This is a genomic window from Actinomyces viscosus (assembly GCF_900637975.1).
Lineage (GTDB): Bacteria > Actinomycetota > Actinomycetes > Actinomycetales > Actinomycetaceae > Actinomyces > Actinomyces viscosus.
In genome coordinates this window covers 2,282,544-2,302,271 of record NZ_LR134477.1, presented here as the reverse complement: position 1 = coordinate 2,302,271, position 19,728 = coordinate 2,282,544, and the positions used below count along the sequence as shown (strand labels likewise).

21 protein-coding genes are annotated in these 19,728 nt (G+C 72.1%); 13 read left to right on the top strand and 8 right to left on the bottom strand.

Annotated elements, in window-relative coordinates; translation table 11 throughout:
• Positions 1 to 66: 66 nt before the first annotated feature.
• The gene (locus EL340_RS09830; protein ID WP_126414433.1) at positions 67 to 762 is read left to right on the top strand and encodes an ABC transporter ATP-binding protein; all 696 of its coding nucleotides are present in this window, start codon (positions 67 to 69) and stop codon (positions 760 to 762) included.
• Between the two features lie 508 nt (positions 763 to 1,270).
• A complete protein-coding gene (locus EL340_RS09825; RefSeq protein WP_232022989.1) occupies positions 1,271 to 2,176 on the top strand; it encodes an FtsX-like permease family protein in 906 nt (301 codons plus the stop codon).
• A 92-nt stretch (positions 2,177 to 2,268) separates the two neighbouring features.
• On the opposite strand, the gene EL340_RS09820 is transcribed toward EL340_RS09825, so the two are convergent.
• Positions 2,269 to 3,177: an alpha/beta fold hydrolase gene (locus EL340_RS09820; protein WP_126414432.1), complete on the bottom strand. Its 909-nt coding sequence runs from the start codon at positions 3,175 to 3,177 to the stop codon at positions 2,269 to 2,271.
• A 261-nt stretch (positions 3,178 to 3,438) separates the two neighbouring features.
• Here EL340_RS09820 and EL340_RS09815 point away from each other — a divergent pair, with 261 nt between their 5' ends.
• Positions 3,439 to 4,209: a TMEM175 family protein gene (locus EL340_RS09815; RefSeq protein ID WP_126414431.1), complete on the top strand. Its 771-nt coding sequence runs from the start codon at positions 3,439 to 3,441 to the stop codon at positions 4,207 to 4,209.
• On the opposite strand, the gene EL340_RS09810 is transcribed toward EL340_RS09815, so the two are convergent.
• From EL340_RS09810 to EL340_RS15470, 3 genes are all read right to left on the bottom strand, one after another.
• Positions 4,190 to 4,513, bottom strand: a complete 324-nt coding sequence (locus EL340_RS09810; protein ID WP_126414430.1) for a branched-chain amino acid transport AzlD family protein — start codon at positions 4,511 to 4,513, stop codon at positions 4,190 to 4,192. The two genes, EL340_RS09815 and EL340_RS09810, sit on opposite strands and share 20 nt — an antisense overlap.
• The gene (locus EL340_RS09805) at positions 4,513 to 5,235 is read right to left on the bottom strand and encodes an AzlC family ABC transporter permease (protein WP_126415431.1); all 723 of its coding nucleotides are present in this window, start codon (positions 5,233 to 5,235) and stop codon (positions 4,513 to 4,515) included. The genes EL340_RS09810 and EL340_RS09805 overlap by 1 nt, the downstream gene beginning before the upstream one ends.
• A gap of 61 nt (positions 5,236 to 5,296) precedes the next feature.
• Complete coding sequence (locus EL340_RS15470; protein ID WP_232022988.1) at positions 5,297 to 6,427, bottom strand: hypothetical protein; 1,131 nt, start codon at positions 6,425 to 6,427, stop codon at positions 5,297 to 5,299.
• 28 nt (positions 6,428 to 6,455) lie between these two features.
• On the opposite strand from EL340_RS15470, the gene EL340_RS09795 reads away from it, so the two are divergent.
• From EL340_RS09795 to EL340_RS09785, 4 genes are all read left to right on the top strand, one after another.
• On the top strand, positions 6,456 to 7,142 hold the full coding sequence (locus EL340_RS09795) for a hypothetical protein (protein ID WP_126414429.1): 687 nt from the start codon (positions 6,456 to 6,458) through the stop codon (positions 7,140 to 7,142).
• A gap of 3 nt (positions 7,143 to 7,145) precedes the next feature.
• A complete protein-coding gene (locus tag EL340_RS14960) occupies positions 7,146 to 7,289 on the top strand; it encodes a hypothetical protein (RefSeq protein WP_164719373.1) in 144 nt (47 codons plus the stop codon).
• Positions 7,290 to 7,453: 164 nt separating this feature from the next.
• Complete coding sequence (locus tag EL340_RS09790; protein WP_126414428.1) at positions 7,454 to 7,699, top strand: hypothetical protein; 246 nt, start codon at positions 7,454 to 7,456, stop codon at positions 7,697 to 7,699.
• Complete coding sequence (locus EL340_RS09785; protein WP_126414427.1) at positions 7,689 to 8,147, top strand: hypothetical protein; 459 nt, start codon at positions 7,689 to 7,691, stop codon at positions 8,145 to 8,147. The genes EL340_RS09790 and EL340_RS09785 overlap by 11 nt, the downstream gene beginning before the upstream one ends.
• Before the next feature lie 210 nt (positions 8,148 to 8,357).
• On the opposite strand, the gene EL340_RS09780 is transcribed toward EL340_RS09785, so the two are convergent.
• On the bottom strand, positions 8,358 to 9,299 hold the full coding sequence (locus tag EL340_RS09780) for a hypothetical protein (RefSeq protein WP_232022987.1): 942 nt from the start codon (positions 9,297 to 9,299) through the stop codon (positions 8,358 to 8,360).
• Positions 9,300 to 9,756: 457 nt separating this feature from the next.
• On the opposite strand from EL340_RS09780, the gene EL340_RS09775 reads away from it, so the two are divergent.
• Complete coding sequence (locus EL340_RS09775) at positions 9,757 to 10,605, top strand: Fic family protein (RefSeq protein ID WP_309341248.1); 849 nt, start codon at positions 9,757 to 9,759, stop codon at positions 10,603 to 10,605.
• 219 nt (positions 10,606 to 10,824) lie between these two features.
• Here the strand turns inward: EL340_RS09775 and EL340_RS09770 are convergent, their stop codons facing one another.
• Positions 10,825 to 11,760 (bottom strand): HAD family hydrolase, encoded by a 936-nt coding sequence (locus tag EL340_RS09770; RefSeq protein WP_126414426.1) that lies wholly within the window; start codon positions 11,758 to 11,760, stop codon positions 10,825 to 10,827.
• Positions 11,761 to 12,235: 475 nt separating this feature from the next.
• Between EL340_RS09770 and EL340_RS09765 the strand changes: the two genes are divergently transcribed.
• The 4 genes from EL340_RS09765 to EL340_RS09750 all read left to right on the top strand — a co-directional run bounded on the left by EL340_RS09765 (position 12,236) and on the right by EL340_RS09750 (position 16,234).
• On the top strand, positions 12,236 to 13,084 hold the full coding sequence (locus EL340_RS09765; RefSeq protein WP_232022986.1) for a cellulose synthase operon protein YhjQ/BcsQ: 849 nt from the start codon (positions 12,236 to 12,238) through the stop codon (positions 13,082 to 13,084).
• On the top strand, positions 13,072 to 14,346 hold the full coding sequence (locus EL340_RS09760; RefSeq protein WP_408608545.1) for a TadA family conjugal transfer-associated ATPase: 1,275 nt from the start codon (positions 13,072 to 13,074) through the stop codon (positions 14,344 to 14,346). The genes EL340_RS09765 and EL340_RS09760 overlap by 13 nt, the downstream gene beginning before the upstream one ends.
• 517 nt (positions 14,347 to 14,863) lie before the next feature.
• Positions 14,864 to 15,631 (top strand): type II secretion system F family protein, encoded by a 768-nt coding sequence (locus EL340_RS15120; RefSeq protein WP_232022985.1) that lies wholly within the window; start codon positions 14,864 to 14,866, stop codon positions 15,629 to 15,631.
• A 90-nt stretch (positions 15,632 to 15,721) separates the two neighbouring features.
• Complete coding sequence (locus EL340_RS09750) at positions 15,722 to 16,234, top strand: PH domain-containing protein (RefSeq protein WP_126414425.1); 513 nt, start codon at positions 15,722 to 15,724, stop codon at positions 16,232 to 16,234.
• 88 nt (positions 16,235 to 16,322) lie between these two features.
• Here EL340_RS09750 and EL340_RS09745 read toward each other — a convergent pair whose 3' ends face one another.
• Both EL340_RS09745 and EL340_RS09740 read right to left on the bottom strand, forming a co-directional pair.
• A complete protein-coding gene (locus tag EL340_RS09745; RefSeq protein ID WP_126414424.1) occupies positions 16,323 to 16,853 on the bottom strand; it encodes an alkylhydroperoxidase, AhpD family in 531 nt (176 codons plus the stop codon).
• 57 nt (positions 16,854 to 16,910) lie between these two features.
• On the bottom strand, positions 16,911 to 17,489 hold the full coding sequence (locus EL340_RS09740) for a peroxiredoxin (protein WP_126414423.1): 579 nt from the start codon (positions 17,487 to 17,489) through the stop codon (positions 16,911 to 16,913).
• 612 nt (positions 17,490 to 18,101) lie between these two features.
• On the opposite strand from EL340_RS09740, the gene EL340_RS09735 reads away from it, so the two are divergent.
• Positions 18,102 to 19,655, top strand: a complete 1,554-nt coding sequence (locus EL340_RS09735; protein WP_126414422.1) for an Ig-like domain-containing protein — start codon at positions 18,102 to 18,104, stop codon at positions 19,653 to 19,655.
• Positions 19,656 to 19,728 lie beyond the last annotated feature (73 nt).

Here is a 19,728-nt window from a genome sequence, read left to right as displayed (position 1 = left end):
TGGAGGCATGAGCGCACGCCAGCCCCTGCCCCCGTCCTCCTCGTCATCATCCTCGTCGACCACTCCATCTGCGACACCACCTGCGACGCCGCCCGGGCCGGGCACGTCGTCGCCGACCTGGCCGAGGGCAGTTTCACCGCCGTCGTCGGGGCCTCCGGCTCGGGCAAGTCGACCCTGCTGCACTGCACGGCCGGCCTCGATGCGCCCACGTCCGGCCAGGTGACCATGCTCGGCGCCGTCACCTCCGGGATGCGGCCCGCCGAGCGCGCCCGGTTCCGCGCCCGCCACGTCGGCTTCGTCTTCCAGGAGTACAACCTCATCGCCTCCCTGAGCGCCGCCGACAATGTCTCCATGCCCTTGCGCCTGGCCGGCACCCCTCTGAGCGACGCCCAGACCCGGGCGGCCCTCGACGCCGTCGGACTCGGTCACCGCGCCGGCCTCAAGCCCCACCAGCTCTCCGGAGGGGAGCGTCAGCGCGTGGCCATCGCCCGCGTCATGGCCAGCCGTCCCCGGATCGTCTTCGCCGACGAGCCCACCGGCGCCCTCGACCTGAGCTCCGCCGCACTGGTCCTGGACTGGCTGCGGCGGCTCGCTGAGCAGGGGACCACCGTGGTCATGGTGACCCACGACGTCGAGGCCGCCGCCAAGGCGGACGCGGTCGCCGTCATGAGCCAGGGGCACCTGGTGCAGTGGACCGGCTGCCGGGACGCCCGCCAGATCGCCGAGCTCGTCCACTCGGCCCGGGCCGCGCGCGCCGCCTGACCGAGACAGGAGCGGGAGAAGATCATGGTCACACTCATCTGGAACGACCTGCGCCACCACGCCCGCCAATGGCTGTGGTCGCTGCTCGTCGCCACGGTCGGCGGCGCCGTCACCGGCGTCATCATCATCGCCTGGTACAGCGCCCTGAGCTGGGCGCAGTCCCAGGGCTCGGCGGAGCTCGTCAACGCCTCCCACATCATCGGCTCCAGCCTCGTGTCCTACGCGGGGCTGGCCACCGCCGTCATCCTGTCCACGACACTGGGACTCACCGTCTCGGCCCAGCAGCGCTCGCACGCGCTGTGGAAGGTGCTGGGCATCCCCGGAAGCCGGATCCGCCGCATCATCCTGGCGCAGGTCGGGGCGGTCGGCCTGCTCGGAGGTGCCCTCGGGGCGATGGCCTCGCTGCCGCTGGCCGGCGTCTACCTGCTCACCTGGCGGGAGTTCGAGGGCTTCCCGCACGACCTGCCGGTGGTCATGCCGAGCTTCGGGGGGGCCGCTGGCCATCGCCGTGACGACGCTCTTCTGCGTCGTGGGAGGGATGGGGCCGGCCCGGCGGGCGGCGTCGGTCCCCGAGATGCAGGCGCTGCGGGAGTCCGCGGCTCCGCAGACCCGGACCCGGTGGTGGCAGTGGGCGATCGTCGGCGTCCTGGTCCTGGCCCTCGTGCTGGTTCCCTTCGACAGCGCTATGCCTCTCAACGAGGCGGAGAGGGCGGAGATGGTCGCCGCCGGCGCCGATCTCAACGACCCGGGGGAGCGCGCGGTCACCGGGGGAGCCATGGGGCTCATCGCCGCGATCGCGGCCCTCAGCGTGCCGAACTGGACCCTGCGGCCGCTGCTGACCTGGTGGACCGCGCTCATCCCGGGCCGCAGCCCCGCCTGGTTCGCCGCCCGCGCCAACGCCCGCCACCGCGCCTCTCTGTCGATGACGACGATCGTCCCCTTCGCCATCGCCGTGGCCATGACCGGTACCGTCTACGCCGCCGTCGGCGCCGGTCAGGCCACCGGCGCGCAGGGGTCGGTCAACGGGTTCCTCACCGTCGGGGTGCCGATCTTCCTCATCGCCGGCGTCGGTGGAATCGCCAACATCGCCATGGTGGGGCGGGCCCGGCGCCAGGAGGGCGCGCTGCTGGGGGTCATCGGTGCGCGCACCGGGACGGTTCTGGCCTCCACCGCGCTGGAGGGCGTCATCTACGCCGTCACCGGCATCCTCTTCGGGCTGGCGGCCACCGCCTTCAGCGCCGTCTACGCCGCGCTGTACTCCGGGTGCGGGGTTGCGGTCATGGTCGCCTCGGTCCCGGTGGGGCTGCTGGCCCTGGTCAGTGGGATCTCGCTGGTACTGGCCGTGGCGACCACCTGGCTGCCCGCGCAGCTCGACCGCCGGCCCCTCATGGACAACCTGCGCCAGCCGGTGTGATCCGGCGGCACGGAGGCGCCGAGCCGGGCACTTTTCGCGTAGCCCTACGGTTTTTCTGCCCGGCTACGCGAAAAGTGCCCGGCTCGAGGGGGTCAGGCAGGGGTGGCCGGGGCGACGTCGGCCAGGAAGGGCAGCAGGGCCCGGACGAGCTCGGCCGGGGCCTCCTCCTGGGGGAAGTGCCCGGAGCGGCGGATCGTCGCCTGGCGCAGGTTGCCGGTGACGTGGTGGGTGTCGCGCGCGTAGGCCTGGGCCGGTTGAACCGGGTCGAGCGCGCCCTGGACCGACAGGACGGGCACGGTCACCGGCTTGTCCAGCGCCGCCGTCTCAGCGCGGGACAGCATGAGGTTGCGCAACGGCTCCAGGGCACTGTGGGCGGCGCCGGGGCGGGAGAGGAGCTCGGCGTAGTAAGCGGCCTCCTCGGCCACGGCCTCCCGGGTGTACGGCCCGGCCCAGGAGCGCAGCAGGCCCTCCAGGGCGCTGCGGCTGCGCAGACGTCGCTCGGCCAGGCCCGGGATCTGCAGGCTCGCGTACTGCAGCGCCGGTCCCGACAGCGCCCGGGCCCGCAGCGACCGCAGCGCCAGGGGGTGAGGGGCGCCGATCGGGACGATCGCCGTCGTCAGGTCCGGGGCCGTGTGCGGCAGCGCCCAGGCGATCTGGCCGCCGAGCCCCGCCCCGACAATGACGGCCCGCTCGTGCCCCAGGGATCGGACCACGCCGGCGAGGTCCTGGGCCAGCGTCACCAGGTCGTAGCCCGACGGCGGTCGGTCCGAGCCGCCGAAGCCGCGCAGGTCGAGGGCTGCCACGCGGTGCCCGGCCTGCGACAGGGCGGGGATCACGTGGCGCCAGGTCCACCAGCACTCGGGGAAGCCGTGGACCAGGAGGGTCAGGGGCCCGGTGCCGGTGGGGGCCTCGGGGCCGGCCAGCGCGACATGGAAACGGGTGCCGCGGGCGGTGAGGTTGCGGTGGGTCCAGGGGCCGGGGCGATTGACGTCAGCAGGCACGGCCGCAGCCTACTGGCCGGCGTGCCGTACCGCCCGCGGGGACAGTCGCGCCGCCGTCGGGGACCTGCTGCTCCAACTCCCCGCGGGCGGGGGCCTTCTGCGCGTACGGGGACAGAATTCCTGTACCCGTAGGCGCAAGACGTCCCCGCCCGCGATAGCGCCGCACCCGCCCGTGTGGAATGTCCCCGGCGGACGTAAGGTGGAGGCGGATGGCCCCACGCGCGCGTCATAGATTTCCGCCAGCAACCGGAGGGAAGCGACATGGCCACTGATCGTCACCATGACACGAACGAGGACTCTGGTGGCCGCCATGAGTCTCATGAGACTGCCGCCTCCGATGCCGTTGCTGACAGGGAGCCTGAGGTCGAGCCTTCTGCCGGCGTCGGTGTTGCCGGTGGCGATGGAGGAAGCGACGGGCCGGCGCTGATCTCGCCCGGACGCCTGGAGGCCTTCAGCGACGGCGTCATCGCCATCGCGATCACCCTGCTGAGCCTGGAGATCAAGCTGCCCGAGGACGGCGGTCCTCTGCTGCGCGCCCTGGCCTCGTTGTGGCCCAGCTATGTCGGATTCGTACTCAGCTTCCTGCTGGTGGGGCAGGTCTGGCTCAACCATCACGCCATCTTCGCAAGGGTGCGCAGCGTCGATCAGTGGATGCTCATCTGCAACCTCTTCCTCCTGCTTGACGTCGCCTTCCTGCCCTTCGCCACCTCGGTGCTCACCCGATCCCTCGAGTCCGGCCACGACGAGCGCACGGGAGCCGTTTTCTACGGGCTGGTCATGGTCGTCGGCGGGCTGTTCTTCAACGCCCTGTGGCGCGCGGCGATCCGAGACCGGGAGCGCCTGCTGCCGGAGGTGTCTGAGGCCGAGGTGCGGTCCATGACCCGGCGATTCACCTTGGGGCCGTGGCTGTACGCCCTGGCCGCCCTCCTCGGACTGGTCAGCGCCTGGCTGAGCGTGGTCACCTACGTGGCCCTCATCGTCTTCTACATGGCCGGTCACCGGCCGCGGCGGGTCAGGTCAGCAGGAGACTGAGAGCGACGTAGACGCCGGTGCCCCCGATGAGCGACAGGCCGATGGAGCGCCGCCACAGGTGCAGCCCCGCCGTCGCCCCGATCCCACCGACCGCAGGCAACCAGGTCGACGGCGCCAGGCTCACGCCGCCCAGCGTGTAGGCCACCAGGACGATCATGACGCCCAGGGGCATCGCCCGGGACAGGAAGCCCAGCAGCGCGCTGTCCCTGCGTCCGCGCAGCAGCACGAAGGGGGCGATCCGGCAGGCGAAGGTGATGACGGCGACGACCACGACGGCGATCGCGATCTGCGGGTTGGTGAGCATCACTCGGCCCCCTGTCCCGACGTCGGCGCAGGCGCCCCGGGCCGGCGGGCGCGCCAGGCGTACAGGCTCACGAGGCCGAGAGCCAGAGTCACCAGCGCCGTCAGCAGCGCGGCCGATCCGCCCACCGCCAGGCCGACGCCCCCGGCCACCAGCCCCAGGCACAGCACCCCGATATCGGGGTGGTTGCGCCAGTTCTCGATGGCCAGCACGACGAACAGGGCCGTAAGCACGAAACCGAGCAGCTCGATGCGCTCACCCACGACGGAGGCCAGCGCCGTCCCGGCCAGCGCGCCGATGGTCGTGCCCGCCACCCAGGAGAACTGGCTGATCGCCTCCACGGCCACCAGGTAGCGCCCGCTCATGGCCCGCCGGTCGCGCGCCGCCAGCAGCGCGTAGACCTCGTCGGTGATCGCGTGGACGGCGTAGAGACGCGTGAGCACCCCGCCGCGCACCCGGTCCAGAGGGAACCCCAGACCGTAGAAGACGTGCCGCCCGGAGACGAACCCGGTGGACAGGGCGATGGTCGCCAGCGGCTCGCCGCCGCCGGCCAGCGGCACCAGCAGCATCTGCATGGTCCCGGAGTAGATGACCAGGCTCCACACCGGCGCCCACCACCAGGACAGTCCCTCGGCGACCAGCAGCATCCCGGCCGCGATCCCCAGGGTCACGTAGCCGATGACGACCGGGGTCGCATCGCGGGCGGCGTCGGCGACGGACTGCATCCGAGGGGCCGGCTGCCTGGCCGCACCAGTGGAGGCCTCAGCAGGCGACCCGGCGTCGGGCTCAGTCACGGCGGTCGCGGTCGTCGGTCTCCCGCTCGCTCCGGCCGGCCCGGCGCGCCAGGTGGGCGACGACGGCGACCATGGCTGTGAGCACGCCCATGAGGATGAAGCGGCCCGACAGGCCGTCGTCCATGACGTAGGTGGACAGGGCGAGACCCAGGTCGGAGTGGGCCTGGAGCCGGTCGACCGTGGGGCCGATCACCGACTGGACGACCCCCGGCATGAGGACGAAGGGAAGACCGATGACCGCGCTGACGGCGCCGACGACGAAGGCCCCCAGGGAGGAGCGCGAGATCATGAACAGGGCGGTGGCGCAGGCCGCGGTCCCGCCCAGGATCTCCAGGGCGCCCACCGGGGAGGCGGCGGCCGGCCAGGCCGAGGAGTTGCCGCCGGTCAGAGTGGCGGCGCCGTCGTGCACGAGGAACCAGGCCAGGGGGAACAGGACGACGGCGATGAGCACCCCGGCCCAGTGCGTCTCGGTGCGCGACTCGGGCGAACGCGGCAGGCTGGTCGCGCCCTTGAGGAGGACGGAGTCGTCGTCCTGGGCCGAGCCGGTCATGGCCATGGCGGCCTGCCGGGCGCGCGAGCGGCCGCGCTCCTCGGGGTCGTCGCTCTCCAGGGAGTCGGTGGCCCCGGAGAAGCCCCGGGCGGTGGAGGTCGAGGGCCAGGAGGGCCTCTGCGGCGAGGAGGGCTCCTCCGACGGCGCCCCGGCCGGTGCGGCGCTCGGCGCCGAGGCCGCCGCGGAGCGCGGCTCGGAGGCCGTTGCGGGGGCCGAGGTGGAGGTGGGTGCCGTCGCGGAGGCGGCAGCGTCGGTAGCCGGCGTCGGACGGGTGCTCGGAGCCGGCTGGGCGGCCGGCGTGGGCCGGTAGGCCTGGGGCGAGGCGGAGGAGGGCCCCGACGGCGCGGACGGTGCCGCCGCCGGTCGCGCCGTCGTTGATGAGGCGGTGGGAGCAGCGGTGAAGGCCGCGCCAGGTGCTGCCGACGACGTCGGTGCGGAGGCGGCCGCGGAAGTCGCCTCCGCCGTGGCCGAGGCATCGGCTGAAGCCTCGGGCCGGTAGCCGGAGAGTCCTGAGGCCGGGGCCGAGGACGATGCGGCCGCCGCCGACCTGTCCGCGGGGAAGGCAGGGCGCACCGAGGAGGCGGACTCGGCAGAACGCGCCGTGGAGGCACTCGCGGCCGAGGCCGTCCGGGCCAGCTGGGCCGCGGGCGTCGCCGGCCAGGAGGGCGCCGAGGGGCGGTTGTCCACCGGGGCGTTCGCCGGCGCATCGGTCGGTGCGGTGGCCGTGGTCGGTTCAGTGGCGTCCGCCGCCGGCTCCGGTGTCGGGTGCGCCGTGGTCAGCGCCGGCTCCGAGGCCGTGGCCTTCGTCGGTGACGCCGCTGACGGTGCGGACACCGGTGAGACCGCCGACGACCCGGCAGCCGACCGGCCCCAGGACGCACCCGCGGGCGAGCTCGCCGAAGGGGCGCTCGACGTCTGGGAGAGCGGGCTCGTCGGCTCGACATCCGTGGAGGAGTCGGCCGGGCTGCCGGCGCTGTCGCCGCCGGTCGGAGGGGTGACGCCGGCAGCACTGGTGCCGGCAGCCGTCATTGACGCAGCCGCCGACGCCGACACGGTGGAGGCCGTCACCCTGGCGGCTCTGGCGGGGGAGGACGCCGACGGTGCCGAGCCGGCAGCAGCCGACGAGGCGGCCGAAGCGGCCGATGAGGCTGATACCGCCGATGCGGTTGATGCTGCCGAGGCAGTCGACGCGGCGGACGTCGTCGCGGCCCCCGACGACGCGGACGGCGCCGATGACGCCGGTGCCGCCGTCGCGCCGGTGGAGGTCGCGCTGGGCGCGGAACCGTGATCGATGCCCTCGCCGGAGGTCGGGGTCTCGGAGGCAGTGGTCTGGGAGGCGGTGGTCGAAGCAGTGGTCTTGGAGATACTGGTCTCGGAGACGGCACTGGTCTCGAAGGCACTGACCGCGCCACCGGCCGCAGCGGCCGGCGTCTGAGCCTGCGGGGCTGAGTGCGCTGAGGTCGCTGAGGCCGCTGAGCCCGTCGACTGCTGCGCAGCGTTCTCCGCGTCGACTCCTGTGTCCACGTCGTCTGCGCCGGCCTCGGGCTCGGAGACCGCGTCGAGGTCTTCGAGATCCTCCGGCTCCGTAAGGTCCTCAGAGTGCGCCGGTTCCCCGGCATCGTCTGCGCTGGGCGCCGCCACCGCCGGGGTCGGTGCGACCTCGGCGTCGGCCGCACCGGAGACCGCAGCCGGCTGCGCGCCGTCATCCGTGGCCTGCGCGGGGGAGGACGGCGTCTGCGCGGTAGAGGCGGTGGAGACGGAATCCACCCGGTCTTCCCGGTCCTCGGGATCCTTCTGCCCGTCCCGGCTCTCCTGCCGCCCCGCCTCCGGGGTCGTGGGCTCTGAGTCTGAGGGAGCCTTCGCGGTGCTGGCGGCAACGCCGACCGGTTCGGGGGCCGCAGGCGCGGCGGGGCTCACCGCGGCCGTGCCGGTCTCAGAGGCCGTCGAGGGGGCTGCCGACGCGGTGGCGGCCCCGGGCTTCACCGTCCCGGTCGGCCCCTCGGCCTTCGCCCCGCCCGGCCCCGACGACGGCGGAATCGACGGCGGCATGTCAGTGCCTCCAGTTCCTCCACTGCCTCCGGCGGCCGCGCCACCGGCGGAGCTGACCGCGCCGACCGTGCCGACTGCGCCGACCGTGCTGATCGCATCGTCTGCACCGTCCGCCTCGTCAGCCGTCGTCGGCGTGACCGGCGTGGAGGGAGTGGGACGAGACGCCTGGGTGACCTTGCCGGCGAGGCTCTTGAGGGAGGCGACCGCCTCATCGGCCAGGTTGACCGTCGCCTCCCGCGGGTGAGCCTGCGAGGCCACTGGTCCCGCGGCGGGAGTCGACGCCGTCGGGGAGGCTGAGTCGACGCCGTCGGACGTGCCAGGCGTCTGCGGGGCGGGGCGGTCTGTGCTGTCGGTGCTCACGAGGTCTCCTTACGCATGCACACGGTAGTAGTAGGGGCGGGGACGCCGGAAGGGGCTCGGTCATCCTCAGGACATGGCTGCGGGCATGGGACCCTCAGACACCGGAGCGCAACCTGGCCAGCGCGTTCGCGCGACCCTGGCGGCGAGCCATATGTGCTCCCCAGCCGATCGCCATGAGCTCGATGCCGATGGCGGCGAGCACGACGGCGTCCGGGCCGTAAGGCAGGAGCCTGGAGACCAGATGGCCGCCAGGGATCATACCGTCACTGAGAGCCGGCACCGCCAGAAGGATGAGAACCGGGCCGGTGACGCGCGCACCGAGAGTGGAGTGCGCCGTCGAGGCGCCGGCCGCGGCCAGGGCGATGAAGGAGACGAGCACGGCTGCCAGCATCAGCGGCCCGGTCTGGATGCCTGGGGCGACCGCCCGCAGGTAGGAGCGGGGCAGCAGGAAGGCCGCGAGCGCCAGCCCGGCGACCACCCAGGGCAGGGACAGGAGGTGGTCCCGCCGGCGCGAGGGCGGCGGCGTCGGGGTGGAGCCCACGGTCCGGTCGGCCTCGGTGAGCCGGAAGGCGGCGTGTCCCTGGGCGTGGCCGGCGCGGCGGGCCAGGCGCATCCCCCAGGAGCCGCCGAGCCACAGGCCCGCCAGGATGAGCATGAATCCGGTGCTGATCAGCTTGCGCTGCCATAGCTCGGACAAGGAGGACGCATGGATGGGAGCCATGAAGACCATCGACTGGGCGGTCAGGGCGGTCAGGCCCGTAACAAGTGCGCCTAGTGAGGAGCGGTTGGCGAACAGCGCGGTGACGGCCGAGGAGACCAGCAGGATGGCGCCGAGCAGCAGGGCGGTGTGCAGGGCCGGGGTCCGAGGGGCGTCGGCCAGGCCCAGAAGGACGGAGATGCTCGGGGCGAAGATGACTCCGACGACGGCGGTGAGTATGTAGTCAGGTCTACGACTGCGCGGAGCCTGCTCTGACGGGCCCGAGGACGCGGACGGCGGGGCGGAGCCCGGGAGGTTATGGGAGGGGGAGTCACTCACCTGATTGAGTCTAGGGGGTGTGCCCGGTCTGTGTCGGTTCGCGGCTGGTCAACGGCCGGTTTGCGGCCGGTTCGCGGCTGGTCCGTACGGGCCCGGGGCGGTTTCCCCGAGGTCTGAGTCCTCAAGGTCTGAGGCGGTCTGGGAAGTCTGGGACGGCCCGTGGTTGACAGCCGTCGGGGTGTGCCACAGTGGGTGCGTGGTGCGAATGTCGGTAGGGATCGGGCCGTCCGCGGCCGGGGCGCCGAAACGGCAGAGGAGACACGACCGGGCGGTGACGGCCGAACGGCTCGGCGTGTCGACCGGACGGTCGGATGCTGGGGAGGGCGCCTCCGCCGAGGCGGTGGGAACGGATGCCTCAGGGGGCGCCGGTCCCGCATCTGCCGCGTCGCCCCCCGGGGCACCGGGGGCGGCCGGGGCGGTTTCCTCTGTCTCCCCTGCGCTGGAGGCGTTGAGGACGGTGGCCGCCGACGAGCGGGTACGCGCCGCCGAGGCGGCGGTGCGTGAGGCCTGCGCCGAGCTGCGCTGGAACGAGGCCCTGCGGCGCCGGTGGCGTGAGGGCCGCGCCGAGGCGGCGATCCGGGGGGCTGTCGCCTCAGGTGGCGTTGAGGGGGCAGTGGTCTCCGCCGAGGTCCTGCGCGAGCACGTGGCCGCAGCCTCCCTGACCGAGGCCGCCACGGGTGACCCGAGCCTGGACGCCGTGGCCGGGCTGTGGCGCGCCGGGGCCCGTCTGGTCGGCTGGATGCCAGACCTGGTGGGGCGGGGCAGACCGGTGGTGCCCCCGGCGCGCTCACTGCTGGCCGTGCTGCACCGTGACGTCGTCGGGCCTCTGGTGGCCGGTGGCCAGGTGGGGCTGGAGGAGGTCGGCGTGCCGCGCTCCGGGCGGGCGCGTGCCCGGGAGGGCGGTCCGGGGACGGCGCCGCAGGGGGAGGAGCTGGCGGCGCGGCTGGCGGGGCTGGTGGAGCTCATCGACCTGGAGTCGGCGCCGGCGCTGGTGCGGGCCGCCATCGTTCACGCCGAGATGCTGTCGGCCAGGCCCTTCACGGCCGGCAACGCCGCGGTGGGGCGGCTGCTGGTGCGTCACCTCCTGGTGCGCGACGGGGTCGAGCCGACCGGCACGGCGGTCAGCGATCTTTATCCCGGGCGGGTGCCGGCGGCCTACGCCGACGCCGCCGCAGCCTATGCCTCCGGGACGATGGAGGGGGTGGTGGCCTGGGTGGTGTGGCAGGCCGAGGCGGTGCTCGTGGGGGTGCAGGAGGCTCAGCGCCTGTGTCGGGCGGTCCAGGCGGGCACCTGGCGCGCCGGGTGACTGGGCGGACGCCATGTGGGCGGCGTTGACCCGTCCTTTGTGTCACGATGGGCGACTTTTCCGCCGGTGAGGAGGGCGCTGAGGTCCCCGACCACCCTGCCGCCAAGGCTCTGACCAGTACATATGTGGAACAGTCGATGGGGGAGAGGGCTTGTCCGGTGTTGAAAAGTCGCCATCTGTGACACGTCAGGGCCCCACGAGGCGCTGACGAGGGACGGCTCAGGCCGCGCCGACGGCCCGGCGGGCCCCGCGGCGGGCGACGAGCCAGGCGGCGGCGCCTCCGACAGCGAGAACTCCCGCCGCTCCGGCGATGAGGGAGGCCCGCGTGGACAGGGTTGGAGGCTCCCAGCGCGGCCGCAGCCGCACCGGCCGGGCGAAGTCGCGCACCGGCCAGTCGCGCTCCTGGGCCATGCGCCGCAGCTCCCGATCTGGGTTGACCGCGACGGGGTGGCCGACTGCACTGAGCATCGGCTCATCGGAGATGGAGTCGGAGTAGGCCCAGCTCCGGGCCGGGTCGATGCCGTGGGCGGCGGCGTCCTCATGCAACGCCACCACCTTCTCCGAGTGCAGCATGGAGCGGGCGATGCGCCCGGTGAACAGGCCGTCCTCACCGACCTCCATGCGGGTGGCCACGGCGCGGTCGGCTCCCACGAGGCGGGCGATGGGGGTGACCATCTCGGTGATCGAGGCCGAGACGACCACGACGTCGTGCCCGGCCCGGTGGTGAGCCTCGATGAGGTCGAGGGCCTCGGCGTAGACGGCCGGCTCGATCGCCGTGGCCAGCGCCCCCTCGACGACGTCCACCAGATCGCGGCGGCTGATGCCGGCGGACATGAGGGCCAGGTGCTCCATGAGGGTGGTCGACTGCCGCGTACCGGCGCCGACCAGAAGGTAGGGGAGTTGGGCGACGAGCCCGTAGGCCAGCGCCCGCGAGGAGATGAGGCCGCTGCGTCGCATCGGGGTGCCCAGTGCCCAGGTCGACGAGGTCGCCAGAATCGTCTTGTCCAGATCGAAGTAGGCCGCTGCGCGATGCCCGGCGGGCCCGGCAGGCGTGGAGACGGCGGCGGGCGCAGCCGACGAGGCGGCTGGTGACGGCGTCGCTGTTGACGTCACTGTTGGTTGGGAGGGGTCGCTTGCGCGGGCCTGCGCGCTCATGACCCCATCTCATCATGAGTCGGGCCGCGGTGTCAGGCGTGTGAGCCCACAGGTCTCATCACTTCTCATCACCGTCCCATCGCCGTCTCGTCGCTGCTCCGTCCGCTGGGTCATCAGCCGCGTCATCAGCCGGGTCAGCATCGCCTCGGCGCCTGCGGCGGACGGCCGCGGGCGGCCAGAGGCCACAGGTCCGTTTCTGCAACCCGTTTCCACAGGTCCGACGACGTCGGTGGGCGCTGCCGGCTGCGGGTCCGCACCCTGGTGAGTGAAACCGGCGCCGAGCCGACGCCGAACGCCGGATCGGGGAAGGCGCCCGCGGAGGCAGTCGTCGAGGACACGGGAGAATCGGGAGAAGACGGTGGAGACAGTGGAAGAGCTGGAGGCACTGGAGGAAACGGTCGGGACACCGCAGAGGGAGGTGCACACGGCTGCGCGGGAGACTGCGGGGCCGGCTCAGGCATGGGACTGCCGGAACGTGACCTTCCCTCCCCTGAGACCTTCCGCGGATGAGCCCGCGCAGCCCGGTGGGGCGGCCGTGGCCCAGGTTCTGGCCCTGACCGGCGCTCGCGGGGGCCTGGGGGCCAGTGTGCTGCTGCTGCACCTGGCGTGGGCCCTGAGCCGGACCGGCCGACGGGTGGCGATGATGGACCTCGACCCCGCCGGCGGCCTGGACCTCCTGTGCGGTGAGGCCGTGCTGACCGGCCTGCGCTGGGCGGACCTTCCGGCCGAGGAGTCGGCCTTCCGGCCCGGGCACCTGGTCGGGGCCCTGCCCGTGTGGCATGCCATGCCGGTGCTCACCGCCGACGTCCGCGGCGGGCCAACCGGCTGCGAGGAGGCGGTCCTGAAGGCGATGCGCACCGAGCACGACGTCGTCCTGGTGGACCTGCCCCGAGGGACGCCCCCGCCGCCGGGCGCCAAGGTCCTGCTCCTCACCGGTCTCGACCTGCGCTCGGCCGTCGCGGCGGAGAGCATCGCCCCGCGGCTGCGGGGCCCTCATCCCGGCGACGCAGCGCCCGCCGACGCCCCGGGCTCGCCGCCGGTATGGCTCGTGGTGCGCCAGGTCGGCGAGGACGTCGCCCCCGAGGACCTCGAGCTCATCACCGGCTGCCCGGTCCTGGGGCACGTCCCCACCGACCGGGTCCTGACCAAGCGCCTCGCCCTCGGGGAGGACCCGGTGCGGGCCCGCTCGGCCACCCGGCGCGCCGCGACCGCCCTGACCCGAGAGCTGCTGGCCCGCGTTCTCGTCGCCGGGACGCCCCGGCCGGAGCCGGTCGGCGGAGGAGCCGGCGGCCAGGAGCGGGGGAGTGAGCCATGGTCCCGATGAGCCCCGATACGCCCGGTGACACCGGACGACCCACGGCACCGGGACCCGACGGCCCCGAGCTGGCCCGGGTCCGCAGCGCCCTGGCACGGGGTGCCGGCCTGGACCAGGCCCTCAACGCTGCCGCCGATCCCGCCACCGGCCAGGTGGGCATGGCCCGCCTCGGTGAGCGGGTGCGCGCCGACGTCAAGGGCGCCGGGCCGCTCCTGCAGCCCCTCATCGAGACCGATGGCGTCACGGACGTCCTCGTCAGCGGTGGCCGCACCTGGATCGACCGAGGACACGGACTCGAACCCGTCCCCAGCGCCTCCATGGACGAGCCCCGGGTCCGGGCGCTGGCCGTGCGCATGGCCGCCGCCGCCCACAAGCGTCTCGACGACGCCTGCCCCGTCGTCGACGCCACCCTGCCCGACGGCACCCGCCTCAACGCGGTCCTGCCGCCCCTGAGCGCCGACGGCACCCTGATCAGCCTGCGCACCAAGCGCCGCCGCGGCTTCACCCTGGCCGAGCTGGTCGAGGCCGGCACCATCGCCCCCGGCCTCGACGACGTCCTGACCGCCCTCGTGGCCGGCCGCGCCAGCTGCCTGGTCACCGGCGCCACCGGAACCGGCAAGACCACCCTGCTGGCGGCCCTGCTCGGGCTCGTCCCGGAGGACGAGCGCATCGTGTGCATCGAGGAGGCCAGCGAGCTGCGCCCCGACCACCCCCACGTCGTCCACCTCCAGGAGCGCGGCGCCAACGTCCAGGGCGTCGGGGCGGTCTCCATGACCTCCCTGGTACGCACCGCCCTGCGCATGCGGCCCGACCGGATCGTCCTGGGGGAGTGCCGCGGCCCCGAGGTTCGCGACGTCCTCACCGCCCTCAACACAGGCCACGAGGGTGGCTGGGCCACCCTCCACGCCAACTCGCCCGCCGACGTCCCCGCCCGCCTCACCGCCCTGGGGGCGCTCGCGGGACTCGATGAGGCGGCCGTCGCCGTCCAGGCCGCCAGCGCGCTCGACGCCGTCGTCCACCTGCGCCGGCAGGCCGGTTCCTCCGGGGCGCGCCGCTACGTCGCCTCCATCGGGGTGCTGCGACGCGGGACCACGCCGGCCGGAACGGTTCTCACCTGTGAGGAGGCCCTCCGTGTGGATGACGACGGACGCCTCGGCCTCGGCCCGGCGGCCCCGGCGCTGCGAGCCCGGATCGGTCCGCAGGCCCTCTCCCGCCTCGGTCTCGCCGGGTCGGCCGACCCGGCAGGCCCGGAGGTGAGGAGGTCGATATGACCTTGACGGCCTTGATGACTGGGCCCCTGCCCGCAACCGTGCCCGCGACCGGCCTCGTGGACGGCCCTCCGGGGCCGGGCGCCTGGATCGCGGCGGTCCTGGTCGCGCTGGCCACCGCCGTGCTCCTGCTGCCGGCCCGTCGCGGGCTGCCGCGCGGCCGGAGCGCGGGCGCCGTGCAGGCCGGCTCCAGCGCATCGCCCCCTCAGGCAGTGATCGGCGCCCTGCGCTCATGGCGGGCCGAATCTCCCGAGCCGGACCTCGGGCTGCTGCTCACCGAGGTCGCCAGCCTCCTGCGCGCCGGCGCCACTCCGCAGCGGGCCTGGACGCGTACCCTCCAGCGCGCAGGACTCGGCGAGGGATCCGAGCCCGACGACGACGGCGTCCCACCCGCGCTGCACGCGCTCGCGGACCTCCAGCACGGCTCCTGGCTTCCCCGCCTGCGCGACGGCCACCTGCACTGGCGCCCGCCTGCCAGGGGGGGCGGCGGGGCCGGCAACGACGAGCCACCGCCGCCGGGGTGCCGGGAGCCATCGCCTCCTGCCGCCTGTCGACCGCCCTGGGTGCGCCCCTGGCCGACATCCTCCAGGCCGTGGCCGGCGGTGTCGCCGAGTCCGGTCACGCCGAGGCCTCCCGCCGGGCGGCCCTGGCCGGTCCCCGGACCACCGCCCGGCTCCTGGCCTGCCTTCCCGCGGTCGGCCTGGGACTGGGGATGCTCGTGGGCGCAGACCCCGCGGCCCTCCTGCTCGACGGCGGCGTGGGCAGCGCCGTGGGGGCTCTCGGCGTCGTCCTCATGGTGGTGGGGCACCTGGTGACCAGGCGCTTCGTGCGCGCCGCGACGGCCGACGGCGACGTCGTCGACGAGGCCCTCGTCCTGGACCTGGCCGCCGCGGCCCTGAGCGCCGGGGCCTCGGTCCCCGAGGTGCTCACCGCCCTGGGGCGGGCCCTGGAGGAGGACGGCGCCGGCATCGTGGGGCGGGCCCTGCTGCTGGGCGCCGACTGGGAGGAGGCCTGGGAGGCTCCCGACGACGAGCAGTGGCGCCGTCGGCGCACCCGCCTGGAGTCCTGTCTGCGTCCCGGCTGGGAGGACGGGGCCTCGCCGGTCGCCCTCCTGGCGGCCACGGCCGCGAGCCTGCGCGCGGGCAGGCACGCCCGCGACGAGGAGGCCGCCGAGCGCCTGGCGGTCCGCCTCGTCCTGCCGCTGGGCGCCTGCCACCTGCCGGCCTTCGTCATCCTGGGGATCGCGCCGGTCGTCGCCTCGGTCGGCATGAGCATGCTCACCGGTTGAACGGCCCCTGCTCGGACGGGCCGGGCGCCTTATCGGCCCGGGTTGCCGGCTCGGGTGCGCAAACCCCCGGCACCCTGGCACGATGGGGCCATGGCACTGTCGAAGAAGCTCCTGAGCCGCGACGAGGTCGTGGTGCGGCACATGCACACCCACATCAAGGTCCTCCTGTGGCGGTTCGTCGTCGAGATCCTCCTGCTGGTGGTCGGCGTCGTCGCCTCGGTCATGGTCCCGGCCACCTGGCAGCCCTGGGGAGTCCTGGCGATCTGGGTGGTGGTCCTCGTCGTGAGCATCCCGCTCCTGCTCGTGCCGTGGCTGCAGTGGTACACGCGCACCTACACCGTCACCACCAAGCGCATCATCACCCGCTCGGGCGTCTTCAACCGCGTCGGCCACGACCTGCCCCTGACCCGGATCTCAGACATCCAGCTCGACAAGGACGTCACCGACCGCTTCTTCGGCTGCGGCACGCTCGCCCTGCAGACCTCCGCCGACGACCCGCTCCTCCTGCACGACGTCCCCCAGGTCGAGATGGTCCAGGTCGAGATCTCCAACCTGCTCTTCGACGACGTCCAGGGCGCCATCGACGCCGACCCCCGCAGCTGAGAACCCCCGGCGCACAAGGACGGCGGCCGCCCACTCCCGATGGGGAGCCGGCGGCCGCCGTCGTACCGGTCAGGATGGTGACGAGGGATCAGTCGAGGGTCTCGACGACGCTGATCGCCTGGGCCACGCCGGTCAGGGTGGCGGCGATGCGTACGGCCTCCCAGACCTGCTCGGTGCTCAGGCCTTCGCCGCGCACGGTGGCCTCATGGGCGGTCACGCACTTCTCGCAGCCGTTGATCGTGGACACGGCCAGGCTCCACAGCTCGAAGTCGACCTTCTCCACGCCGCCGGAGGTGCCGATGATGTTCATGCGCAGGCCCATGCGCTCGTTGTCGTAGGCCGAGCCCAGGAAGTGGCGGGTGCGGTAGGCGACGTTGTTCATCGCCATGATGGAGGCGGCGCCCAGGGCGGCGCTGATGGCCTCCTCGGACAGGTGGGTGCGGGCGTCCTCCATGACCTGGACCAGGACGGACTCGTTGCGGGTGGCGGCGGCCGCGGCCACGAAGGTGCCCCACTGCTGCTGCTCGGTCAGCGAGGAGGAGCGGGACAGGGTGGACAGGTTCAAGGAGAGGTCCTTGGCCCAGTCGGGCAGGGCGGAGCGCAGGTTGTCGATGCTCATGTCTTCTCGTTTCGTCGTCGGGGTGGTGGAGAGTGGTGAAGGTCGGGGGCCGGCCGGTCAGCCCATCTGGCCCAGGGCGTCGATCGTGGCGGCGCCGGCCTGCCAGTTGCAGGCGCACAGCTCGTCGGACTGGAGGGCGTCGAGCTGACGCAGGACCTCCTCGGTGTTACGGCCCACGGAGTCGGCGGTCACGGAGACGGACTGGATGACGTTGTGGGGGTCGATGATGAAGGTGGCGCGGTCGGCCTCACCGGTGGCGCGCTTGATGCCCAGGGCCTCGGTGAGCTCGCGGCTCAGGTCACTGGCCATGGGGAAGGGCAGGTCCTGGAGCTTGTCGTGGCTGCGGCGCCAGGCGTAGTGGGTGTACTCGTTGTCCACGGAGACGCCCACGACCTCGCAGTCGCGGTCCTTGAAGTCCTGGTAGAGGTCGCCGAAGGCCGCGATCTCGGTGGGGCACACGAAGGTGAAGTCCTTGGGCCAGAAGAAGACGACGCGCCAGGTTCCGGCGGGCACCTGGGAGGAGACGGTGGTGAAGTAGTCCTCGGGCCTGGTGGCCTCAACCTCCTTGAGATTGCCGGGGACGACGGCGGTGAGCTCGTAGGCGGGGAACTGGTCTCCGATGGTGAGTACAGACATGGATTTCTCCTGAGGTCGGTGCTGCTGGGGTCCGCAGGCCGGTGTCCGCGGTGGACCGTTCTGCAAACGGACGGCTTTATTGTAGATTGTAGGTTCTGCCTCCAATGAATGCAAGCTTATTAATAAGCTTGCATGTGAGTGAGATTGGCTTGTCCGATCCTGCTGCGACAGTCTTTCGGACGTGATTGCGTCCTCGGCGCATGGGTGAGGCCATAGGAGCCGTTCTTGGTGCAAAGAGGGCGGCCGGGAGCGAGCATGACGAGTCGGACCCGCGGGCTGGGCGGCCCCACCGTGCTCTTCGGCGGTGCCGACTCGGGTGTCGTCGTGACGCGCACCGGGCGCCATTGACTGTGGAGCTTATGCGTTGATGACAGCAATGGTGTGACTCGGGACTCAGTACCGGTTCAGTAACGGCTTCGCTAGTTGACGGCAGCGTGGTGAACAATTTCTGTTGGTCCGTTCTGGTGCTGAAGGCTCGTGTCGTAGGTAGCCGTACGGATCGCTTCATTCCCGTAGGTTGTCTGGAGCGTGCTCGTCGTTCTTCAGATCTGCCTACTGCTGTTCCTGTGTCGCTCCTGCTGTCGGGCGCGACGTCATCATGGAAGGACTCGCATGGCTACACTTCAGCCCTCGCCTCATACGTCGGGGCAAGGGGCCGCCGTCTCGCGGCTCGGCGGTCTCATAGCCGTCATTACACTTCTGGCCGCAGTGGGCATCTCAATCGGATCGGTCCTGATATCCCCTGCTTCCGCGAAAGAGGTCTCAGACGGGATTGTCACCTCGGCCTCCCTCTCTGGCGATTCGCTCGATGATAATGATACAACTCTTCAGTTGTCCATGAATCTCGCGCTTCCCAACGGGAAGGTTCATGCCGGCGACACGTCGCTGATTCGACTGTCTCAGGGGTTCGTGTTCATGGAGAACATGTCATTCCCCGTGGTGGGCGATGACGGGAGTACGGTCGCCAACGCGCAGACGAGCGCGGTCGACGGCGTGCTCACGCTGACGTATACGGATTATGTCGAGTCTCACTCCGATATCACCGGCAGGATCGACGTAGCCATTAAAGCGGACAAGAATACCATTGGTGATTATGGGCCCAAGGAGTTCGTGGTCACCTCGGGGACGTCTACGGTCAGTGTCGGTACTGTCATGTACAACAAGTATCAGGAGAACCTCGGTGAGGACCTGATGAAGTACGGTATTACCAGCTTCGATGACAGCTCGATCAACTATGTTGTTCGAGTCAATGCAGCGGGCACGGAGAAGACGAATGTCACACTGAAGGATGAGATCGGCACCTATGGCCTGACCTACGATGCCTCCAGCTTCAAGGTCACTAAGGGGCGCTGGGTCATCGGGGGCGATGAGCGCTGGAACCTGGTGGACGCCGTTGACGTCACCGATAACTTCGCCCCGCAGATCGTGGGAAATTCGGTCGGAGGCGCTCCGGCGTTCACGATCTCATTCGGGGATATCGGTACAGCCGGCTACATGGTGACCTACAAGGCGAATAGTAACCACGCTCCGGTCAACGCGGAGCTGTTCAAGAACACGGTCGCCCTGCTTGCCAATGACGGACAGGCGAACTCGGTCTATGAGCACACCTTCAAGTGGGAGTCCGCCGACGGTGTTGCCAACGGCTATGACTACTCGATCAACATTCACAAGACTGATACGAGCGGTGAGCCCCTTGAGGGTGCCGTGTTCGTCGTGACCCGTGACGCCTCGGGTGAGCAGGTTGGGACCATCACGACCGACTCCTCCGGGCATGCCAGCCTTAGTCGGCTTCTGCGTGACGCGTACACGATCACAGAGACCGTCGCGCCTGCCGGCTACAAGAAGGCGGTCCCTGTGCACGTGAGTGCCGAGGACCTGCGCAATGAGGAGAAGGCGGCAGATGTGACTGTCGTGGACGAGGCGGAGCAGCCTGAGCCTACGCCGGCTCCCACGCCGTCCGAGACGCCCACGCCTGAGGCCGTTGCGCCGCAGACCCCGGGATCGGACCCGAGTCGAACGCCCGACCCCGACCGCCCTGCGCCGTCATCGGACTTCCTGGCCAGGACCGGTGTCGATGTGGCTGCGCCGTTCCTCGGCGGAGCCCTCGCCGTGGTCGCCGGTGCTGCGCTCCTCGCCGAGAGGCGCCGGGCTGCGACGCGGGACTGAGACCAGTGCGACGACGATAGCGCCAGCCCGGCCCCATCGCCTGGTCGTGGGACGGGGAGCGCCCTGGAGCAGG